The organism is Arthrobacter rhizosphaerae, assembly GCF_023062595.1.
Classification (GTDB): Bacteria; Actinomycetota; Actinomycetes; order Actinomycetales; family Micrococcaceae; genus Arthrobacter; species Arthrobacter rhizosphaerae.
Genome location: NZ_JALLAN010000002.1, coordinates 171,807 through 190,088 on the forward strand (window position 1 = coordinate 171,807; position 18,282 = coordinate 190,088).

The following is an 18,282-nucleotide window of genomic DNA, read 5'->3' on the forward strand; positions in this document are numbered from 1 at the left end:
CCGGGCGCCCCGGCCATGTCCTCAGACCCGGAGTTGAAGCCGGTCTTTGGCCTGGGTGGAGGAAGCCTTCGCGGCTTGCCCGCTCATGCTGGAGACCGGCTTCACCCGTCGGAACGCGGCGAGAATGGCCCGCCCCACCACGGCGATTCCGACGATGGTGGTGATGGCACGCAGGGTGTCCCAGCCCGCCGTGGACGTCACCAGCGAGTAGAGCAGGAAGCTGCTGAGGTTGGTGGCCAGCGGCGCGCCGGGTACGTAAGAGATGCCAGTGCCGGCGCCTACCGCGAAGGGCCAGAACCACAGATTGGTCAGCAGCCCGAATATGTAAGACGCCACCACGCCGTAGCCGCAAAGCATCCACAGTTCGGCTTTGCCGCGCACCCGGCGGGGGAGCAGTCCGGCCCCGGCGCCCACCCACGCACACGCGAAGATTTGGAACGGCGTCCAGGGCCCGATACCACTCCACAGGGCACTTGAGACGGCGATAGTGGCAGCACCAAGGAGTAGGCCGAAACGGGGCCCGAAGGCCCGGCCGGCCAGGATCAGCAGGATAAAGACTGCCTCTACGCCCCCGACGCCGGTACTCGCCACGCGTATTGCCGAGCCGACGGCGGCGAGGACGCCGAGTAACGCCACCGTGTGTGCAGAGCGGACTGAACCGTCAAGGGACACCACGATGGCAACGACGGCGAGTGGCGCGATAGACAACGCGGCGTACGGGAGCGCTGCGGCTGCATCCTCCGGGAGGGCAGCGGCGAGCAAAGGCCAGCAGAAAGTTGCGAGGGCCAGAAGGTTTGCAGCTGCGAGGACTGCAAGCTCGACGCCCCGGGGCATCCGGATGTGGCGCTGTCTTTCCGCGCCTGGAGAGTCTGTTACTTCTTTGAGGGCCCTTGGTGCTGCGATGCGCTGGACCGTGGCCGCATTGGCCGCGGCCGCTTCTTTCACAAGAGACGGCGCCGCCACGGATGAGGGCTCAACCGAGGGAGCAGGCGCGACGCCGTCACGCATCAGGAGGATCCGGGCGCCGAGGCCTTCGGCAAAGTCGAGGTCGTGCGTGGCGATCAGTACGGCCGTACCGGCGTCCGCTGCCGCCCGTAACGCTCCCGAGACGGCTGCACGCGCCGCCGGATCGAGTCCGCGGGTGGGCTCATCAATCAGGAGTATCTGGGGATCGTCCATTGTCTGCAACGCGATGGCAAGAATCCTGCGCTCGCCTGCAGAAAGGTCCCGGGGATGCTCGTGCCCAATGGGAATGCTGACGTCTCCCCGCAACCGGGCGAGGCGAGACGCCGCAGGCATTGGGGAAAGCCTGTCACTGCCCGGGCGATGCCCGTCTAAATGACCCCGGCCCCATTGCCGCACTGCTTGACGCCCGGCCTTACGCGCAGCCTTACGCGCAGCCTGACGGATAGCCCGCGCCTGGCGCCGGTCAGCAGCCCGAAGCTCGCCTGCGACCGTATCCCGCGTGAAGAGGTCGTCCGAGGCATCCGGGACAAGGGCGACGCGGCCGCCGTCGACTGTCCCGCCGTCGACCGTTCCTTCACCGCCCCTGCGCTTTCCGCCAGTGCCTTCACCAAGCGCGAGCGCCACCAGGAGGGACGACTTGCCGGCACCGTTCGGACCCACCAAGGCAACCACTTCACCGCGGTGCAGGGTCAGGGATGCACTGCTCACGAGCGGGTTGCCCTTGCGGTGAACCGCGAGGTTTGTCGCAGTCAGTACGGGCACGAGCTCAGCCGGCTGTGCCGGCGTCGGACCGGAATCGACAGGGTGCGAAGGTGCGGCTGGCGCAGCGCCGTGTACCAGAGCGCCGTCGTCAATGGTCCACCATGAGTCAGCAACGGGTACGAGCGGCTCCGCCCGGTGCTCCGCGACGATGACGCAGACACCGGCGTCGCGGGCGAGGGCGTCGAGTACAGAGATGACGTGGCGGCGTGCTGTGGTGTCAAGGTCGGCCAGGGGCTCATCAATCAGGAGCAGGGCTGGATGATCCACCACTGCGGCGGCGATGGCTACGAGCGTTGCCTCACCGGCCGAGAGGGTGCTGACGTTCCGGTCCAGCAGCGCCGACACCCCGATACTCTCCGCGACTTCCAGCACCCGGGCCTTGGCAGTCCCGGATGCCATGCCGCGCAACTCAAGTGCAAGCGAGATTTCGTCCCGAACGCGGGTGCTGGCGAAGGCGGCGCGGGGATTCTGCAGTACGACGCCGATGAGCCGGGCGGTATCGCGCGGCGGCGTGCTGGCACGGTCCGCTCCGGCGACGAGAACGGTGCCGGAAATTTCTCCGCCGTCAACGTGGGAGAGGAGGCCGGCGATACCTCGCAGGATGGTGGATTTGCCGGAGCCGGTCGGCCCGGTGATGACCGTAATGGACCCGCTCGACGGCGTGAACCCTGCCACGCGTATCTGCGCGTCACCAATGCGGAAGAGTGCGTCCCGGATAAGGACCGGCGCTTCAATAGCTTGGGTGGGCTGGTGTGCTGCCCGGCTCCCGAAGCCGCGCAGTTCCAGGGCCGCGGCAACGCGGCTGGCGTGCTCAAGGGTGCGCTCGAGCACGGGAATAAGGGCGCGGGCCCCGAAGCGTTCGCCCCGCAGTCGAAAGGCCAGGCGTACGGAGCTCACGGCGTCGGCAAGTGCCGGAAGCGCCGCCCAGGCCACCACAAGCATCCGGGCAATGCCCTGCATGGGGCCACGTCGGGCGAGGTGCACGAAGCCGCGGGCTATGTCCACCCACGCGTTGAGTATGCCGAAACCGAGGATTATTCCGGCAATCGGCAGGGCGGACAGGACCGCCGCCCACAGCCCGGGCCCCGTTACCGGGCCGAGGAGGACAACATGGGCGTACGGGGCAGGCAGCCGCACCGGCGGCAGGTCTAGCAGAACCGGTTCGCCGATGCCCGCCCCGTTGAAAAGGATGCGGTAGATGACCCGCGCCGCGATGAAGACGACGGCGAGAACCGCCGCTGCCCGTAACGGCGCGGGTCGAAAGGTCATGCCGAGGGAGTGGCCGGTGCGCCGTCGACCGTGAACAGCAGTTCCAGGCTCTCGCCTGGGCTCACCTTCAAGGTGGTGAGACCTTCCTGGGCGTAGGCCCAGTCACCGGTGGCCGGCTTAACCCAGAGAGCCCAGTAGGCAAAAGCGGCGGGCATCTTGCCGCATTCTTCCTTGTACGTGCCGCCCTTGTGGACGATGTCGAAGTCTTTGGCGGGCACACCGTTCACGCGGCACACCAGTTCCTTGGGATATTCGGTGGTGCCCTCGGTTTTCACCTTGGCCTCGTCGAGCACCTTGGAGGCGGGAGTCGGAGCGTCCACGGGCACGCAAACCGACTTATCGGCGGCGGCTTGCTTCAGGGCGCCGGAGTCGACGATGACCTTCACTCCGGTGCAGGGCCCGGCGGCGGCGCTGGTGGCCGTTGCCGGGGAAGCCGGTGCAGGGGTAGTTGGTTGGGAGGCGGCCGGTGCTGAACAGGCGGCGAGAGAAAGCAGGAGACCTGCGGCGGCGAGGGAGCTCGCGGCGGCGGTACGAATGTTAGTGAAAGACACCTGTTAAGGGTAGGGCTTTGCCTGTCAGGATCCGGATGCGGTCGCGTTGTGTGACGTTTGGTCACTAACAACGGAGGTAGTGCGGCCATTCGGCCACCCCGCTGGTGGCTACCGCTGGGAACGGTGGCTTGTCAGCGGATGTTGCAGGGCTGTCTCACGGAGAAGCTGCAGACGCAGGGCACGCGCAGTTTCCATGTGCTTCCTGGCAATTTTCCCGGCGGCGTCGCTGTCCTGCTGCTCGATTGCGTGTATCAGGGATTCGTGCTCGTCCAGGGACTCGGACCAGCGGTTCCCTGTGGAGAGGGTGGACCGGGGTGCGTGGATCAGGTGCGTCGACAACCGGTCCAACAGGTCCGAGAGGACGGGATTGTGCGCGCAATTCCAGATCGCGGCGTGGAACTCCAGGTTGGTGGTGATCCTGGTATGGTCATCCGGATCCTCGAGCCCCCGGTCCCGCTGAAGCAGGGCCTCAAGCCTCATGAGGTCCGGGAACTGCCTTGACCGTGCAGCCTGACGCGCGGCCTCTTCTTCAAGGAGGATGCGCATGTCGTAAATTTGGATGACCTGCTGCGGGTCCACCTGGGGCACTTGCAGGCCTCTGTCGACGCGCTCAAGGAGACGTTCCTGCTGGAGGCGGGACAGCGCCTCCCGGACCGGTGTCCGGGAGACGCCAAAGCGTTCGGCAAGTGATATTTCACGAATGGCTGTGCCGGGCTGATGAACTCCGGACAGGATCTCGCCCCGCAATGTCAGGAAGATGCTCTCGCCATCCGCTCGTGGGGTTGATGCTGTATCCGTCACTTGACTGGTCCTTGAAGAATATGGGCTGGGTTTCGTACTCGCAGCGCAGAGGCGGCGGGCTCGAAGCAAACTTTACGCCAGGGTTCCCGCCCGTCGGCCAAAAACACATCCGGCAGCAAGCCCGCTGCCTCCCGGATAGTTGGCGCTGAACAGGCCGCCGAGCATTTCGCCGGCCACATAGAGGCCTTGGATGTGCTTTCCTTCGCCGTCGAGTACCCTGCCGTGGGTATCTGATTTGATGCCGCCGAACGTGAAGGTGATCCCGCACGTGACACCGTAGGCGTAGAAGGGCCCGGTCTCGATGGGCGCTGCCCAGTTGCTCTTGACCGGCTCCGTGGCGGCGGAGCGTCCGTCTTTGACGTTGGGATCGAAAGCGATGCTTCGGTCGATTGAGTTGTTGAAATCGCTGACAGTCTTTGACAGCTTCTCGGGGTCTATGCCGATCTTGCTGGCCAGTTCTTCAAGAGTGTCTGCCATTTCCACGGATATGCCTGGCATGTCGTATTCTTCGGTGCGCAGCATAGGGCGCAGGGTGGCGTCAAAAATCTGGTACGCCACTGATCCAGGCTGCTTCAGGATCTCCTTGCCGTACTTCGCGTAGGTGTAGTTCCGGAAGTCTGCCCCTTCATCCAGGAACCGCTCACCATTGGTATTGACGATGATTCCGAATGGGTAACTCTGGCGGGTCAATCGATTGGTGAGTTCACGGTTGCTCTCGTTAGTGGCGGTGAAGGCATCCCACTGGACACTGTGGCACGTTCCCCAGTCACCTCCCCGTGTTGCCCCGATCTCAAGGGCAGCGGCGATCATGTCGCCGGTGTTGTTCGGCGTTCCCCTGACTTTGGCGTTTTCCCAGCCTTCGCCCAGGTACTCCCTGCGCAGCTGAGGATCGGCTTCGAAACCGCCTGCGGTGAGGATGACGGATTCGGCACGCAATGACATTTCACCCAAGGGTGAGCCCGTGACGACTCCAACGACTCGGCCGTCCTCGACGATGAGGCTTTTTGCCGCGTGGCTGTACCGGACGTCGATGCCGAGTTCTGCGGCTACCCGGGTGTGGTCCTCTATCAGTCCTTCGCCTCCGCCAACGTTTCCGACGTGAAGTCCGCCCCAGAACAGGTACGAACCATCAGGGCGTTCAAAGGCCTGGCGTTCATACATCAGGCGGTACTTCAGGCCCAGGTTCTTGAGCCAGCGCAGCGTGGGCTGGGATTCCTCAACCAGCACTTTCGTCAGCTCCGGGTCGTTCCGGCCTTCCGTGACCTTTGCGAGGTCGGCGGCGTATTCATCGGCTGAGTAGGGCGGAACCTCGGTACGGCTGTGCCGCTCGTCTGGTTCCACCCAATCCAGCAGATCATCGAGCCCATTGTGGGCAATGCGCGTGGCGCCGGCGGTGTAGAAGCTGTTGCCGCCCGCCAAGTCTTCGCTGCCCTTTTCAAGCAGCACCACTTTCCGCCCCCGGACGGCCGCTGCATGGGCTGCAGTGAAACCCGCATTGCCGCCGCCAACCACAACTACGTCAACAGCCTCCATGTCTTGGGGCGCCGAGCCATTTCCGATAGACATCCTTTGTCCTTTCGTTGATGTTGTATCCAACTGTATACAACAATATTCGCTCCCACAACCCTTTAATTCCGGGAGGGAACTTGCCAGTGAGGATGATCACAGGTATAAATATATTTCACTGTGTACAACGGTATCCAGATGGATGTCGAAATATCTGCAGTGTGGCTGGGGCTCCGGCCCGGCACAGTAACCTTCGCACCGCCCAACAATGTCGTTACGGAACGAGAACCATGAAAAACCCCTTACGCAATGCCGTGTTCGGCCTGGTCGTGGCCGTTGTTGCCGCGCTTGCGTTCCTCAATGCCGGCACCGCCGGCGGAACGAGCACCGCCAGGAACAAACTGACGCTGATCGCCCCGGCCGCCCCGGGCGGCGGGTGGGACGGATTTGCCCGGGAAGGGCAACAGGCGCTCAAGAGCGACGGCGTCGTTAACAACCCGCAGGTCGTCAACGTGCCCGGAGCCGGCGGAACCATCGGACTGAGCCAATTCGTCCAGACGCCAGGACGGGAAGACGCCCTTCTGGTTACCGGGGGCGTGATGGTGGGAGCCATCGAGCTTGGGGATAACCCCGAGTCCATGACCGACGTTGTTCCCATCGCCAGGATGGCGGACGACTACGCGGCACTGGTGGTTCCTGCGGACTCCAAGTTCACAACGCTCGACGACTTCCTGGAAGCCTGGAAAAAAGACCCCGGGGGAACCTCGATTGGGGGCGGTTCCCTTGGCTCCATCGACCATCTGCTCAGCGCGATGGTGGCAAAGACCGTCGGGATCGATCCGAAAGACGTCAACTACATCGCCTACTCCGGAGGCGGCGAGGCGCTGACCTCCCTGCTGTCCCACACCACCGCTGCCGGGATGTCCGGCTACAACGAGGTCAGGGACCAGATTGAAGCCGGAACCCTGCGTGCCCTGGCCATATCGTCGGACGAACGGCTGGAAGGCGTGGACGTTCCCACCTTCAAGGAACAGGGCGTGGACGCAGCCATGTCGAACTGGCGGGGGTTCGTGGCGGCGCCCGGCACCAGTGAGGACGCGAAAGCGGAATTCATTGAGATCATCACCGAGATGCGCGGCAGCGCCCACTGGCAGAACGCCCTCAAGCGCAACAGCTGGACGGACACGTTCTCCACCGGTGAAGAATTCGAGCAGTTCATCACCCAGGAAGTTGCAACGGCCCAAGAAATCGTAAAGGACCTCGGCCTATGAGTATCACCCAGCACCAATCAGAAGCGGGATCGTCCGTAGAGCCACAGGGCAAAGCAATGTCCCGCTTTGGAACAGGCCGCAGCGAGTTTGTTGTTGTTGCCGTGCTCTACGCAGTCGCCATCTTCCTCACCATCGGAACGGCGACGATGAACGTGCAGGGCAAGTCGGCCCCCGGGCCCCAGTTCTTCCCCGTTCTGGTCTGCATAGTCCTGTACCTGGCCGCCACGCTGCTGGCCATCCACATCCTTCGCACGCCGAACGTCCCGGACAACAGCATCCACCCAGGGCACGGCCAGTTCTCGGCTGACATGTTGCACGACCTCGGCCACCTCGGGAAGGAAGAAGACGCGGCGTACGAAGACGCGCCATCCCAAACTCCGGGCAAAACGTGGAAGACCTATTCCGATTGGCGCACTGTTGGCCTGCTTGTAGGCGGCGTCGTGGCCTTTGTCCTGCTGCTGGAACCGCTGGGCTGGATCATCAGCGCAGCAGCGCTCTTCTGGCTCGTCGCCTACGCCCTTGGCAGCCGCCGCCCGATCTTCGACATCGGTGTGGGCCTGCTCTTTTCCTCAATCATTCAACTGGCCTTCGGCGCCGCACTGGGCCTGAGCCTGCCCTCCGGCCTCGTAGGAGGGATCCTCTAATGGAACAACTCGAACTCCTTATGGGCGGCTTCGCCAGTGCCCTGACGCCCATCAACCTCCTCTGGGTCCTGATCGGCGCCCTCCTGGGGACCGCCGTCGGCGTCGTCCCGGGACTTGGCTCCGCCATGGCGGTGGCGCTGCTGCTGCCCGTGACTTTCTCTCTGGAACCGACGGCGGCCTTCATCATGTTCGCCGGCGTCTACTTCGGCGGGCTCTTCGGCGACTCCACCTCCGGAATCCTGCTCAACACCCCAGGCCACTCTTCGGCCATCGCGTCCACGTTCGAGGGGCACCGCATGGCCAAAAGCGGCCAGGCCGCCAAGGCTCTGGCGACTTGCGCGATCGGCGCGTTCATCGGCGGGCTGATAGCGACAACCCTCGTGGTGTTCTTCGCGCCCACCCTGGTCAAGATGGCCACTGTCTTCGGCCCGGCCGAGTACTTCGCCCTGGCAGTCTTCGCCTTCCTGGCCATTTCCGCCGTCGTGTCCGAATCCGTGATCCGTGGCGTCGCAGCCCTCGGAATCGGCCTCGCCCTGGCCCTCGTGGGCATTGACGGACCCAGCGGTACAGCACGTTTCACCTTGGGTACACCCCAGCTCTTCGACGGGATTTCAGTCATCGTCATCACGGTTGGACTCCTGGCCCTCGGCGAGGTCTTCCACATCGCCTCGCGCATCCACCGCGACCCGGCAGCCACCCGCATTCACACCAAGGGCCGCGCCCGATTAGGCCTGGCCGATTTCAGGACGGCCCTGCCCGCATGGCTGCGCGGCACCGCGTTCGGCGTCCCGTTTGGGCTGATCCCTGCCGGCGGCGCCGAAGTCCCCACCTTCCTGGCCTATGGCACAGAAAAGCAGTTGGCCAAGCGCAGGAACGATCCGGAGTTCGGCACCACCGGCTCCATCCGCGGCCTTGCCGCACCGGAAGCGGCCGCGAACGCCACCGCCGGCACCGCGATGGGTGCACTGCTCGCATTGGGACTGCCGGTCTCGGCAACTGCCGCGATCATGCTCGCCGCGTTCCAGCAGTATGGAATGCAGCCCGGACCCCTGCTCTTCCAACGGAGCGGTGACCTGGTTTGGGCTCTGTTGGCTTCGTTGTTTATCGGCCTGGTCATCCTGGTGATGATCAACATCCCGTTCGCTTCAGTCTGGGCCAAGCTGTTGAGCATCCCCAAGCACTACCTTTACGCCGGCATCACCGTCTTCTCCATGCTCGGCGTCTACGCAGTCAGTTCAGCAATCCTCGACCTCTGGCTGCTCATCGCCATCGGCCTTATAGGATTCCTGATGCGCCGCTACAACATCCCTCTGGCGCCGGTCCTGATCGCGGTGATTCTCGGGCCCATGGCAGAAACCGAACTGCGCCGTGCCTTAGCCGTTTCCGAAGGTGATCTGGGCATCCTGGTGGACAGCCCCATCACCATCACTCTGTACCTGGTCCTGGCCGCGGCCCTTGCCCTCAGCGCCGTCCAGCACCTGCGGCACCGGGCCAACCGCAAGGCCTGATTCCCCAAACAAAAAGCAAAGCGGACGACGGCGGGAGGTCCCGCCGTCGTCCGCTTCCATTTGGTGGCTGGGCAGGTTGGTATGTCAGCCTCACCGCCTCCCTCGCGTTGGCTTTGCCCCTGCCTAGAATTCTGTAGTGCCGCGCAATTTGCGGGGGCGCCCGTCCGGGTCCACAAGAAACCGGTTTGCGGGACCCGCCCAGAGACGCTGAAGGCGCGAGACTGGCTCTGTACTGTGGTGCCGCACATGTCCCTTGGGCCGGGGCGAGCGGGCGCCGGCTTTGTGCCAATCGTCCAGAGCACCGGCGGCGGCATTCCAAAGGCCGAGGCCGTCCTCCGGCGCTTGGAGCCGGGGGTCACTCTGGTCGAGGCCCAGGTGCTCGGCCCAGAGTTGGAGCCGGAGCCCGTGGGCCAATGGACGGGAAGCGGCGGGACCAGTGGATCGCCCCGGACCAGTGTCTGCGCCGGATGCTGCCTGCTCACCGGCTCTGGTCTCACCAGCAGTGGGGTTACCGGCAGTGGTGTCGATGACCGCGCAAGTAAGCTCACTGTCCGTGGTCCAGGACCGACGGTTGAAGTTGTCCGACCCGCACGTGAACCAGGTGTCGTCGATAATGCAGACCTTGGCATGCACATAGATCGGAGTCCCGGCTTTGTTCTCCAGATTGAAGACGCCGAATCTGCCGGGCGCCACGCGGCTTATGGTTTCGATGGCACGCAGTTGCCCCAGCCGCTTGGGTGGCCCACCGAGCGGACCGTCGGAGTCCGGGTAGCGCGGCACCACTGCGATCACGTTCAACCCGGGATTCTGTTCGAGGGCTCCCGCGATTCCGGCTGCGACTTCAGCCGACCACAGGTACTGGTCCTCGATGTAAATCAAGGAGCGGGCCAGGGCGAAAGCTTTCGTGTAGGCCTTTGCAACGCTCCGCTCACCATCGGGCGCGAACGGGAACGGCGGACGCTTCACACCGTAGGTGCGCAGCAGCTGCACGGCATGCGGGCCGGCCGGTGGCGGTGGTGGCGCATTCTCCGGCAGGGGTTCCGGGTGCCGGGGCATGTCGGCCAGGCGTTGCAGCAGCATCCGGTACGGTGTGCGATGGTCCAGGGGATGGGGGTCATTCCACCGTTCAGCGAACAACTCCAGCACATCTGCCACAACCGGGCCGCGCAGTTCGAGGGCGGCGTCGTGCCACGGAGGTTGTTTCCCGTACCGCGGATCCATGTCCACCGCCTGCGGGTCACCCGCGTGATCGGCGTCGTCCCGGCGGCTGTGGGAGAGGTCGATCCCACCAACGAACGCGACGTCCCGCGAGGGGTCACTGTCACTGCGGATGACGAACAGTTTCTGGTGATGGCAGCCGAAGAGGCGCACCCGCTGATCCAACAGCACCTCGCCGCCGGCGTCGTTGATCTGGCGGCTGAGGAGCTCGTTGGACCGGTTACTCATGGGGGCAGACACCCGCTCTCCGTGGGATCTCCAGACCAGGCCCCGCACTTCCACTCCCGCTCGGGCTAACCGCGCCAGCAACTCGCCGATCGTCGGCCCATCCGGCGTAAGCCGCTCGTCGGCGTCGCCACGCCAGTCGGTGAACCACACACGGTCTCCCGCCTGAAGAGCCGACAACTCCTCATGCAGTCGCGCGAAGTAGGTCGCCCCATGAATCAGGGGCCGCACGAGGTTGCCCTCCGACCAGGACGCCGAACCCGCGCTGCCCGTGTGCACGTCGGTGGCTGCATTGCCCCACTCAGCGCCACTCAAGAACCAGTAACCAGCACTACTGTTCACCTGTCGTTCCCTTCGTGACCTGAGCCGGTCATTAGGCGTTCCGGCCTACTCAATAGCCTACGACTGTGCCGAACATTGTCATCGGATAACGGTCGACGTCTTGGGGATTCCGAAGGTCTGGACACGGGCAGCCGCCGGGCTTATCGTGCAGAGGTGGCGGCTGCCTGACTGGCAGAAGGGCACGTACTGCCGGTCCGTCGTTGCGGCCGCACGTCATGACAGGAGGAATCAGATGGAACACGTTGAAGAGACTGTTGACGTCGCAGTACCGGTGCGGACCGCGTACAACCAGTGGACCCAGTTCGAATCCTTTCCGCAGTTCATGTCCGGTGTGGAGTCTGTAACGCAACTGACCGACACCACCAACCACTGGGTTACAAAGGTGGGTGGTGTCCAGCGGGAATTCGATACTGAAATAGTTGACCAGGAGCCTGATGACCGGATCGCGTGGCGCAGCACCGACGGCAAGTCACATGCCGGCATCATCAGGTTTACGCCGCTGGACGCCAATCACACGAAGGTCAAAGTCCATTTCGAATGGGCGCCGGAATCCGTCACTGAAAAGGCTGGCGCTGCACTGAAGATCGACGAGATGCAGGTAAAAGCCGACATGCGGAAGTTCAAGGACTTCATTGAATCGCGCGGCACCGAAACCGGCGGCTGGCGCGGTGAAGTCAAAGACAGCGGCCCCACCGGGCAGTTCTAGAAGTGCCAGCGATAAGGGTTCCGTAGTCAGGCGGGTCGCCGAGGCACGAATATCCCTAAATGATTAGGTGGCGTTGAGCCTGGGTTTCGACAGGCTCAACGCATCGGCACCTGTGAAACGTCATTGGAATGAACTGCGCTCCGGTCCGGCGGCAACTATGACGACGGTCACTGCGGAGCGCTGAGAAGGACATTACTCAGTAAACGGTTTCTCAGCAATAGTGACTATTCCAAAACACTGCGGACGGCGACGGTGGGAGGCGCCGTCGTCGTCCGCTTTGTTTAGCCTCAGAACCTAAGCTGTCACCGACTCATCGATCTTCAGCAGCCGGTCATACATTGGGGACGCACTCGCCGGTTCCCAACAATGCCAGGCCAGCCCGGTCACCGGCACCGAAGCCCACCTGCCCGTTGTTCTCCTCGTACATCAGCTGGGTGGGGTCGTTCACATGGTCCAGCCCCACCACGTGCGCCAGCTCGTGCATGATGATGGCACGAACCAGAGCAGGTCCATTGGGAAAGGTCATTGTTTCGCTCAGGCCTGGCGCGTCGAGCTGCACCTGGCCGGTGACGTATACATAGGGTTCGCCGGGAACCTGGATTGAGCTGCTGCCGCCGAACCCGGCGACCCTTCCCGCCAAATCCGGTGATTCTTCCGGCGTCGACCAGGCAATCAAAATGGGTGCCCACTTTTTCCCATAGCGGTCAGGCTGGTACGCCTCGCGGTCTTTGGCTGGTGCCTCAGCTGTGGGCCCGTCGTACACGAACTGCAGCCCCGTGGCGGCGGAAACGGCAGACACCGCCTCCCGAATAAGCTGGTCCGTCCCCGGTGGCGCTAAGTCCGGCCGGACAACGTAGTGAACTGGACGGCAGGGGTCGTAAGCAACGAAGGGCTGGCCAGGGTCGGGTGACTCCTGAAGGACGAATGCGGTTGATCCATTGCTGGCGGGAGGGAGCCCGAGAGGAGACGAGGCGGCTTCATACCCCGGTGGAGGAACCTCAGAGTCGGGGAGGTGGGGCAGCGCCTCCGCCAAAACGTACCGTTCGAACCAGGACGGAATGAAAAAGAGTCCGACGATGAGCGCGAGAACCAGTACGATGGCCGACGTCGACCGCCACTTGCCGGGGCGTCCCTGCTTCATCCTGGGATAACCGCGCCCCGCACGGGCGGACGTCCTCGAAGGGATGAAGGCCGGAGCCGATGACTACGTGACAAAACCGCTGGACCCCTTCGTCCTGCACACCCGGTTGCTGGCGGCCCGGCGGGTCACGACGCTTCACGGCGTGCTGGCCGATGCCCTGGCTGAGACCAGGGGCAGCAATGAACGGCTCGCGGAATTTACCGGGCGGGTCAGCCATGACCTTCGAAATCCTTTGGGGTCCATCCTTGGATATGTAGAGCTCGGCTCCATGGAAGCAGAGACGAATCCAGCGGGTGCTGCCGAGTATCTCGAGATCGCTGGCCACAGTGCGCGCAGAATGTTGTCCATGGTGGAGGAGTTGCTCACGTTCGCGTCCATCGGGGGTTCATTAGTCAGATCCCCGCTGTCGCTGGCGCGTCTTGTCAATGACGTCACGGCTGACCTGAGTCTGGGTCTGAAGGAAGCCGAGGCCGTGGTTGAGTTCGAGGATTTTCAGTTCGAAGCTGATGAGGGTCAGATGCGGGTGGCGCTGCAGAACCTGATTCAGAATGCCGTGGCGTACAGCCGGCCAGGACTTCCCCCTGTAATTCGGGTCCGCGGGCAGCGCTCCGGTTCGGGCGCGGTGGTGCAGGTGGCGGATAACGGTAAGGGCATCAATGCGGAGGACCGACGGCGGGTGGTGGAGCCGCTGGTCCGACTGCACCGGGAGGGGGATCCTCCTGGCTCGGGGCTGGGCCTTGCCACGTGCGCGCGGATCGCCGCTGCACACGGTGGCCGCCTGGAGATCTCGCCAAGTCCGAGCGGTGGGACTACGGTCAGCCTGTACCTCGCCGGTTCCTGACGTATGACTGCCCGTGAGCTGGCCGGCTGAGTCCAGCCTCAAGCCAACTGGCGCAATGCGCTCACATGCGGAAGATTTGCCTCATGTTTGCCGCCAAGATCGCCACGGTCACGTTGAAGACGCATAGGCCGAAAGAGGTCGCTCGGTTCTGGCGTGAACTCCTCGACTACCGGATTGCTCCCAACCACAGCGACTCAGTGAAACTCATTGGAGTCGAAGGGCCAACCCTCCTTATTCAGCCGTCTGATCGCCCCATGGAGCAGGGAGCAATCCACCTGGACCTTCGCCCCGAAGATCAGTCAGCCTGTGTTCAGCGCGCGCTGGTGCTCGGAGCCACGCTTGCAGACATCGGACAGGCCGGTGACGAGGGATGGGTTGTCATGGCAGACCCCGGCGGGAACCTCTTTTGTGTCCTCCAGTCCGAGGTTGACTACCAAGATTCGCTGGTCGATGACCAGGGAACCACAACGCCCATCGATTGAATCGGCTCTTCTGCCGGGCGGCATGCGGGAGCGGGAACGGCGGTGACGGCGGGAATTGCGGTGATGGCGGGGAACTTCGGGAACTGCGGTGATGGCGGGGAGTCGGGAACGTCGTGAAAGCCGGGAAGTCCCGCCGTCGTCCTCTGTCTGAGTAAATGCAGCCTATTCGCTTGCGGGTTGGAACAGCTCGATGACGTTCCCGGACGGATCTTCGAGCAGGATTTGCTGACCGCCTGGGCCTTTGACTATGTCGTTGCGAAACGTGAGTCCGGCGGTGCGCAGACGGTCCACTTCCGCGGCAATGTCGCTCACGATGAGGTGGATGCGGTTCCATCCTCCTGGTGCTGGGACGGCGCCGTCCGGCATCGGCCGGCCGGCAGAGCTACGAGGCCCACTCAGCAGAAGCCGCAACCGGCCCCGGGTGACATCGGCAAAGGCGGGCGCAGCGCTTGTCCTCAGGGCGAAGCCCAGGTGCTTGGTGTAGAAGTCGACGGCAGCATCGACGTCGTCCACCATGTACCGGACGCTTACCAGGTCCATTAGATCGTCAGGCATGACGCTAGATCCTTTCCCAACTCGGGTGGAAGTACTCTATCCCCTATGGCACGGCTTGGTGCAGGTGTTTGGTTATTCAGTTGCTAACGAATCCAGGTGGCTAGCTTGGTGGTTTCTGCCGTGGCGCTAGCCGATTGCAGGCCGATCCTCCTAGCATTTATTGTGCAAAGGTGCGGGCCGGAAACGGCGGAGAACAACCTGGATTAGTGCGCTGGCCGTGTTGGGCGCATGGCTCCTCCGAGTCATACCGGTGATTCAGGTGGCCCGCACTTTTGTAAGACTTCAAATGCAGCCGCTGCGGCCTTTCGAGGCTGTGGGGGAGCAGCACGCTTAGCAAAGAACCACGCTTAGCAAAGAACGCTGCCAGGAGCACGACGGCGGGAGGTCCCGCGGTCGTGCACTCAAAAGTTGGCGTGCGGCAACTATGCCGGTTGTAGGAGGAACCATTCTGGGAAAGGGTCCACGGGCATAGGCAGGTCAAGGTCCAGACCTAGATCCAATTCCGGATCCAATTCCAACTCCGGGTCCAGATCCAGATCCGGGTCCAGGTCGTGGTCGATGTTGGGCGCGGGGAAACCGGTGTGGTCGGTCCAGGTGGGTGGTTGCCAGTCTTGTTGTTCGCTGGGGTAGTGCCGGCCTGAGGGTGCGGTCCAGCCGGGTGTTTGGTGTGCGGTGGCTGGGGATGGTGTCCAGGAGGTGTTGTGTTTGAGGTGGTGGTGTTTCCGGCAGGGTTGGCCAAGGTTGCTGATGCCGGTGGTGCCGCCGTGGGCCCAGGCCAGGAGGTGATCGGCTTCGTTGTCGAGGGAGTGGTTGCTGCAGCCCGGGAAGGGGCACTTGGCATCGCGCAGACGCAGCCATTGGCGCATGGTCTTGGGGATGCGGTAGCTGGTGCGGCCGATTTCCAGGGGTGCCCCGTCGCGGGGATCGATCAGGACGCGGTGGAAGGAATCGGCCCCTTTGGCGATGAGGTCCCGGGCGATGGATGCCGGGATGGGTCCGTACCCGTCCAACATTGCCGGTTCGTCGGTGGCGCCAAGGAGGGAGAGGACGGGGACGGTGACCAGCACTTGGGCCCGGGGAGACGGAACGCCCGCCGGGTCTGTGACGTCCGTGTAGTCCGGGGTGCAGGGATCGCCGTTGGCCCTTGGGTTGCTCAGGAGCCAGGTGGCGGCGATGTCGGCGCGGATTTGGGTGAGTGTGCGAAGCTCTGTGGGGCCTTGGAGCGCTCTGGCTGCGGTGGTGGTCCGCTCCCAGATCCCGGCGGCGGTCGCGGCTGGCAGGTAGGCCGAGAGCCATGCCATGCCGTCATGGTCCGGGGTGTATTCCAGCCGCCGGTCCAGGGCACTCTTGCGGTGACGGATTTCAATGCTGTCCGGGTGGTGGCGTTCGCGCCAGGTGCGGGCTTTGGCGCGGAACCTGGAGGGGACCAGCTCGCCCATGGGGCAGCCCCGAGGAGCGTCGGGGGAGTCAGGGTCAAGGAAGTGTGTTTCCAGTGCGGCTGCCCCGGCCGGGTCCAGGTTGCTGATTTCGTCGCACATGATGCGGGCGTGCTGCCACGACATCGACCCGTGCTGGAGTGTGGTGAGGGTGAGCGGCAGCTGGGTGGTCAGGTGGAGGGACTGGTCAAGGAGCGCCGCGGCGGTTCGCTCGCTCACGGTGAGGACGCAGGCGAGTTCGGCAATGGTGGACATTTCCTGCGCCGTGGCGTCCTGGGCGGTGGCAGCAGGGGAGGCGATGGCCTCCGCCGCTTCGGCGTACTTGGCGGCCAGCTGTACTTTCAGCGCCGCAGTCTTGGCTTCGAACCGGGCGACCTCGGCCAAAGCGTCCAGACAGGCATCGAGCCGGCGCCGCAACGGATCGGAGTCCTGGTTAGTATCTACATCCCGGCCAGCAGTTTGGCCTTGGAAATCCGCTCCAATGATCCGGGTGAGAACAGCCACGGACGCAGCAACAGCAGCCAGGGCATCGGCGGCATCGAGCCCGACGGGGCCCTCTAAAGCCTGCCCGGTCCTAGCAGTCCAAGCCCCCGTGCCTTCCATATGAAAAGCATCTCAGCAGGGTCTGACATTAATGCGGTGATGGATCCTCGTTGCTGAACCGGGTGCGCCCCACAGCTGCGCGCCCAGAACCTCACCGGCAACCGCGGGACCGGCAAAGCAGCCAACGGAGGCCGGCGGGACCCTCCCGCCGTCGTCGGACCAAAAAACGGGACAGCATCAGCCGAACGGCATCAGCGGGGCCGCGTCACGGGGAGCGTCAGAAATCACCAGCCCGAGCAGCAGAAGCCGCGATCAGTTGTCGAAGTGGGTGAAGATATCGGGGTCTTTGGAAACGGACGCGACGATGGATGTGGCCACGTCGCGGAGTTTGACGTTGCGGGTGCTGGACGCGATTTTGAGGATCCTGAAAGCTGATTCCTGGCTGCAGCGGTTCTGAGCCATGATTGCTCCGATTGCCACGTCGATGGCGGTCCGGGATTCCATCGCAGCCACCAGGTTTTTCTTGTCATCGGTGAGCTGCGCGACCCGGACAGCCAGGCGCAGGGCCTTGGATGCTTGGCCGGCATAAATTTCCGCGGTTTCGATGTCTTCGCCGCTGAAGGCATGCGTGCGCGTCGAGTAGATGTTCAACGCCGCGTTCGCTTCGCCTTCAAGGGGGAGGGGGACGGACAGGATGGAGCCGATTCCGTGTCCCCAGGCGGTGGCGGTGTAGCCTGGCCAGCGGCTTTCGTCATGGAGGTTCGGGACGTGGATGGTGGCCGATTCCCGGATCGCTGTCATGCACGGCCCGTCACCGAAGCCGTACTGCATTTCGTCCAAAGGAAGCACACGGACATCACTATTGGCGACCGTAGTTGCTTTCCTGTGTCGCAAAAGCGTCACGCCGCACAAAACCTCACCACGGGTCGACAGGCGGGCGGCCGAGAACGCGGCGAGTTCATTGAGGAGCTCCTGCACGTCATCGCACTGAAGCACAAGGTCCTGAAGATGCTCGGCGATGGCCGTGGTCGGCAGAGGTTTCGCTTGCTGAGCCATGGTGGCCTCGTTCCTGCGTGCCACCAATTTCCTGAGTGGCACATTTTAGGATTGTGCGCCGTTTGCTCGACGGAGCATAAGTCTACGCTCGCACAGTCCAACGCACCTCTTCTACTCAGCGGGAACCGGTACCCGCCCGTTTTCCCGCTCATCTTTTTCCCGGCCTCGGACCCTGTCACGGGAACGCTGCTCGCTTTCTCCACTTACGCCGTGGGCTACATTTCCCGGCCCCGTTGGCGGCATTATCTTCGGCCGGCTTGGGATGAGATCGGGCGCAAGAAGATCCTGATCATCACCCTGATGCTCCAATCTTGCCGAGGACGAGGAGTACCTCCAGTCCGCGGCTGAAACTGAAACCACCTCTCCGGAAGCGGCCGGAGTATCAGCCTGATTACGCCTCACTTACCGTAAAAGCCAACGTCAGGGGGCGGGGGGGGGGGCCCCCCCCCCCCCCGCCCC

Annotated in this window: 15 protein-coding genes and 1 pseudogene; 7 read left to right on the forward strand and 9 right to left on the reverse strand. The window is 63.7% G+C overall.

What is annotated here, in order from left to right:
* Positions 1 to 21 precede the first annotated feature (21 nt).
* The 4 genes from MU551_RS03440 to tcuA all read right to left on the reverse strand — a co-directional run bounded on the left by MU551_RS03440 (position 22) and on the right by tcuA (position 5,915).
* Positions 22 to 2,997 (reverse strand): ATP-binding cassette domain-containing protein, encoded by a 2,976-nt coding sequence (locus MU551_RS03440; RefSeq protein WP_247040750.1) that lies wholly within the window; start codon positions 2,995 to 2,997, stop codon positions 22 to 24.
* Positions 2,994 to 3,548 (reverse strand): hypothetical protein, encoded by a 555-nt coding sequence (locus MU551_RS03445; RefSeq protein WP_247040751.1) that lies wholly within the window; start codon positions 3,546 to 3,548, stop codon positions 2,994 to 2,996. Before MU551_RS03445 ends, MU551_RS03440 begins: the two co-directional genes overlap by 4 nt.
* A 108-nt stretch (positions 3,549 to 3,656) precedes the next feature.
* Positions 3,657 to 4,349 (reverse strand): GntR family transcriptional regulator, encoded by a 693-nt coding sequence (locus MU551_RS03450; protein ID WP_247040752.1) that lies wholly within the window; start codon positions 4,347 to 4,349, stop codon positions 3,657 to 3,659.
* A 72-nt stretch (positions 4,350 to 4,421) separates the two neighbouring features.
* Positions 4,422 to 5,915 carry an FAD-dependent tricarballylate dehydrogenase TcuA gene (gene tcuA / locus MU551_RS03455; RefSeq protein WP_247040753.1) on the reverse strand — a complete coding sequence of 498 codons (1,494 nt, stop codon included), beginning with the start codon at positions 5,913 to 5,915 and terminating at the stop codon, positions 4,422 to 4,424.
* Between the two features lie 230 nt (positions 5,916 to 6,145).
* Between tcuA and MU551_RS03460 the strand changes: the two genes are divergently transcribed.
* The 3 genes from MU551_RS03460 to MU551_RS03470 are packed head-to-tail and all read left to right on the forward strand — an operon-like array spanning position 6,146 to position 9,278.
* The gene (locus tag MU551_RS03460) at positions 6,146 to 7,126 is read left to right on the forward strand and encodes a Bug family tripartite tricarboxylate transporter substrate binding protein (protein ID WP_247040754.1); all 981 of its coding nucleotides are present in this window, start codon (positions 6,146 to 6,148) and stop codon (positions 7,124 to 7,126) included.
* Entirely contained in the window at positions 7,123 to 7,770 is a 648-nt protein-coding gene (locus tag MU551_RS03465; protein WP_247040755.1) for a tripartite tricarboxylate transporter TctB family protein, read from the forward strand. The genes MU551_RS03460 and MU551_RS03465 overlap by 4 nt, the downstream gene beginning before the upstream one ends.
* Complete coding sequence (locus tag MU551_RS03470; protein WP_247040756.1) at positions 7,770 to 9,278, forward strand: tripartite tricarboxylate transporter permease; 1,509 nt, start codon at positions 7,770 to 7,772, stop codon at positions 9,276 to 9,278. Before MU551_RS03465 ends, MU551_RS03470 begins: the two co-directional genes overlap by 1 nt.
* A 123-nt stretch (positions 9,279 to 9,401) precedes the next feature.
* On the opposite strand, the gene MU551_RS03475 is transcribed toward MU551_RS03470, so the two are convergent.
* A complete protein-coding gene (locus tag MU551_RS03475; protein ID WP_247040757.1) occupies positions 9,402 to 11,063 on the reverse strand; it encodes a phospholipase D family protein in 1,662 nt (553 codons plus the stop codon).
* Positions 11,064 to 11,295: 232 nt separating this feature from the next.
* On the opposite strand from MU551_RS03475, the gene MU551_RS03480 reads away from it, so the two are divergent.
* Positions 11,296 to 11,769 carry an SRPBCC family protein gene (locus MU551_RS03480; protein ID WP_247040758.1) on the forward strand — a complete coding sequence of 158 codons (474 nt, stop codon included), beginning with the start codon at positions 11,296 to 11,298 and terminating at the stop codon, positions 11,767 to 11,769.
* Positions 11,770 to 12,100: 331 nt separating this feature from the next.
* On the opposite strand, the gene MU551_RS03485 is transcribed toward MU551_RS03480, so the two are convergent.
* Positions 12,101 to 12,910 carry a M10 family metallopeptidase domain-containing protein gene (locus MU551_RS03485; RefSeq protein ID WP_247040759.1) on the reverse strand — a complete coding sequence of 270 codons (810 nt, stop codon included), beginning with the start codon at positions 12,908 to 12,910 and terminating at the stop codon, positions 12,101 to 12,103.
* 43 nt (positions 12,911 to 12,953) lie between these two features.
* Between MU551_RS03485 and MU551_RS03490 the strand changes: the two genes are divergently transcribed.
* Both MU551_RS03490 and MU551_RS03495 read left to right on the forward strand, forming a co-directional pair.
* Positions 12,954 to 13,751, forward strand: coding sequence for a sensor histidine kinase (locus tag MU551_RS03490; protein ID WP_247040760.1), 798 nt, complete (start codon positions 12,954 to 12,956; stop codon positions 13,749 to 13,751).
* 83 nt (positions 13,752 to 13,834) lie between these two features.
* Entirely contained in the window at positions 13,835 to 14,233 is a 399-nt protein-coding gene (locus MU551_RS03495) for a VOC family protein (protein ID WP_247040761.1), read from the forward strand.
* 162 nt (positions 14,234 to 14,395) lie between these two features.
* Here MU551_RS03495 and MU551_RS03500 read toward each other — a convergent pair whose 3' ends face one another.
* The 3 genes from MU551_RS03500 to MU551_RS03510 form a co-directional block, all read right to left on the reverse strand.
* Positions 14,396 to 14,788 carry a VOC family protein gene (locus tag MU551_RS03500; RefSeq protein WP_247040762.1) on the reverse strand — a complete coding sequence of 131 codons (393 nt, stop codon included), beginning with the start codon at positions 14,786 to 14,788 and terminating at the stop codon, positions 14,396 to 14,398.
* A gap of 422 nt (positions 14,789 to 15,210) precedes the next feature.
* Positions 15,211 to 16,827 carry a DUF222 domain-containing protein gene (locus tag MU551_RS03505; RefSeq protein WP_247040763.1) on the reverse strand — a complete coding sequence of 539 codons (1,617 nt, stop codon included), beginning with the start codon at positions 16,825 to 16,827 and terminating at the stop codon, positions 15,211 to 15,213.
* A gap of 252 nt (positions 16,828 to 17,079) precedes the next feature.
* Entirely contained in the window at positions 17,080 to 17,823 is a 744-nt protein-coding gene (locus MU551_RS03510) for a GAF and ANTAR domain-containing protein (protein ID WP_247040764.1), read from the reverse strand.
* A 138-nt stretch (positions 17,824 to 17,961) separates the two neighbouring features.
* Between MU551_RS03510 and MU551_RS23585 the strand changes: the two are divergent.
* Positions 17,962 to 18,129: pseudogene (locus MU551_RS23585) on the forward strand (MFS transporter); the annotation flags it as partial.
* Positions 18,130 to 18,282 lie beyond the last annotated feature (153 nt).

Excerpts from the sequence above, each read along its gene's own strand:
- MU551_RS03460 (WP_247040754.1), top strand. The coding sequence starts at position 6,146 with ATGAAAAACCCCTTACGCAATGCCGTGTTCGGCCTGGTCGTGGCCGTT.
- MU551_RS03510 (WP_247040764.1), bottom strand. The coding sequence starts at position 17,823 with ATGGCTCAGCAAGCGAAACCTCTGCCGACCACGGCCATCGCCGAGCAT.
- MU551_RS03500 (WP_247040762.1), bottom strand. The coding sequence starts at position 14,788 with ATGCCTGACGATCTAATGGACCTGGTAAGCGTCCGGTACATGGTGGAC.
- MU551_RS03490 (WP_247040760.1), top strand. The coding sequence starts at position 12,954 with ATGAAGGCCGGAGCCGATGACTACGTGACAAAACCGCTGGACCCCTTC.
- MU551_RS03505 (WP_247040763.1), bottom strand. The coding sequence starts at position 16,827 with ATGGAAGGCACGGGGGCTTGGACTGCTAGGACCGGGCAGGCTTTAGAG.
- MU551_RS03495 (WP_247040761.1), top strand. The coding sequence starts at position 13,835 with ATGTTTGCCGCCAAGATCGCCACGGTCACGTTGAAGACGCATAGGCCG.
- MU551_RS03440 (WP_247040750.1), bottom strand. The coding sequence starts at position 2,997 with ATGACCTTTCGACCCGCGCCGTTACGGGCAGCGGCGGTTCTCGCCGTC.
- MU551_RS03465 (WP_247040755.1), top strand. The coding sequence starts at position 7,123 with ATGAGTATCACCCAGCACCAATCAGAAGCGGGATCGTCCGTAGAGCCA.
- MU551_RS03485 (WP_247040759.1), bottom strand. The coding sequence starts at position 12,910 with ATGAAGCAGGGACGCCCCGGCAAGTGGCGGTCGACGTCGGCCATCGTA.
- MU551_RS03470 (WP_247040756.1), top strand. The coding sequence starts at position 7,770 with ATGGAACAACTCGAACTCCTTATGGGCGGCTTCGCCAGTGCCCTGACG.
- tcuA (WP_247040753.1), bottom strand. The coding sequence starts at position 5,915 with ATGTCTATCGGAAATGGCTCGGCGCCCCAAGACATGGAGGCTGTTGAC.
- MU551_RS03480 (WP_247040758.1), top strand. The coding sequence starts at position 11,296 with ATGGAACACGTTGAAGAGACTGTTGACGTCGCAGTACCGGTGCGGACC.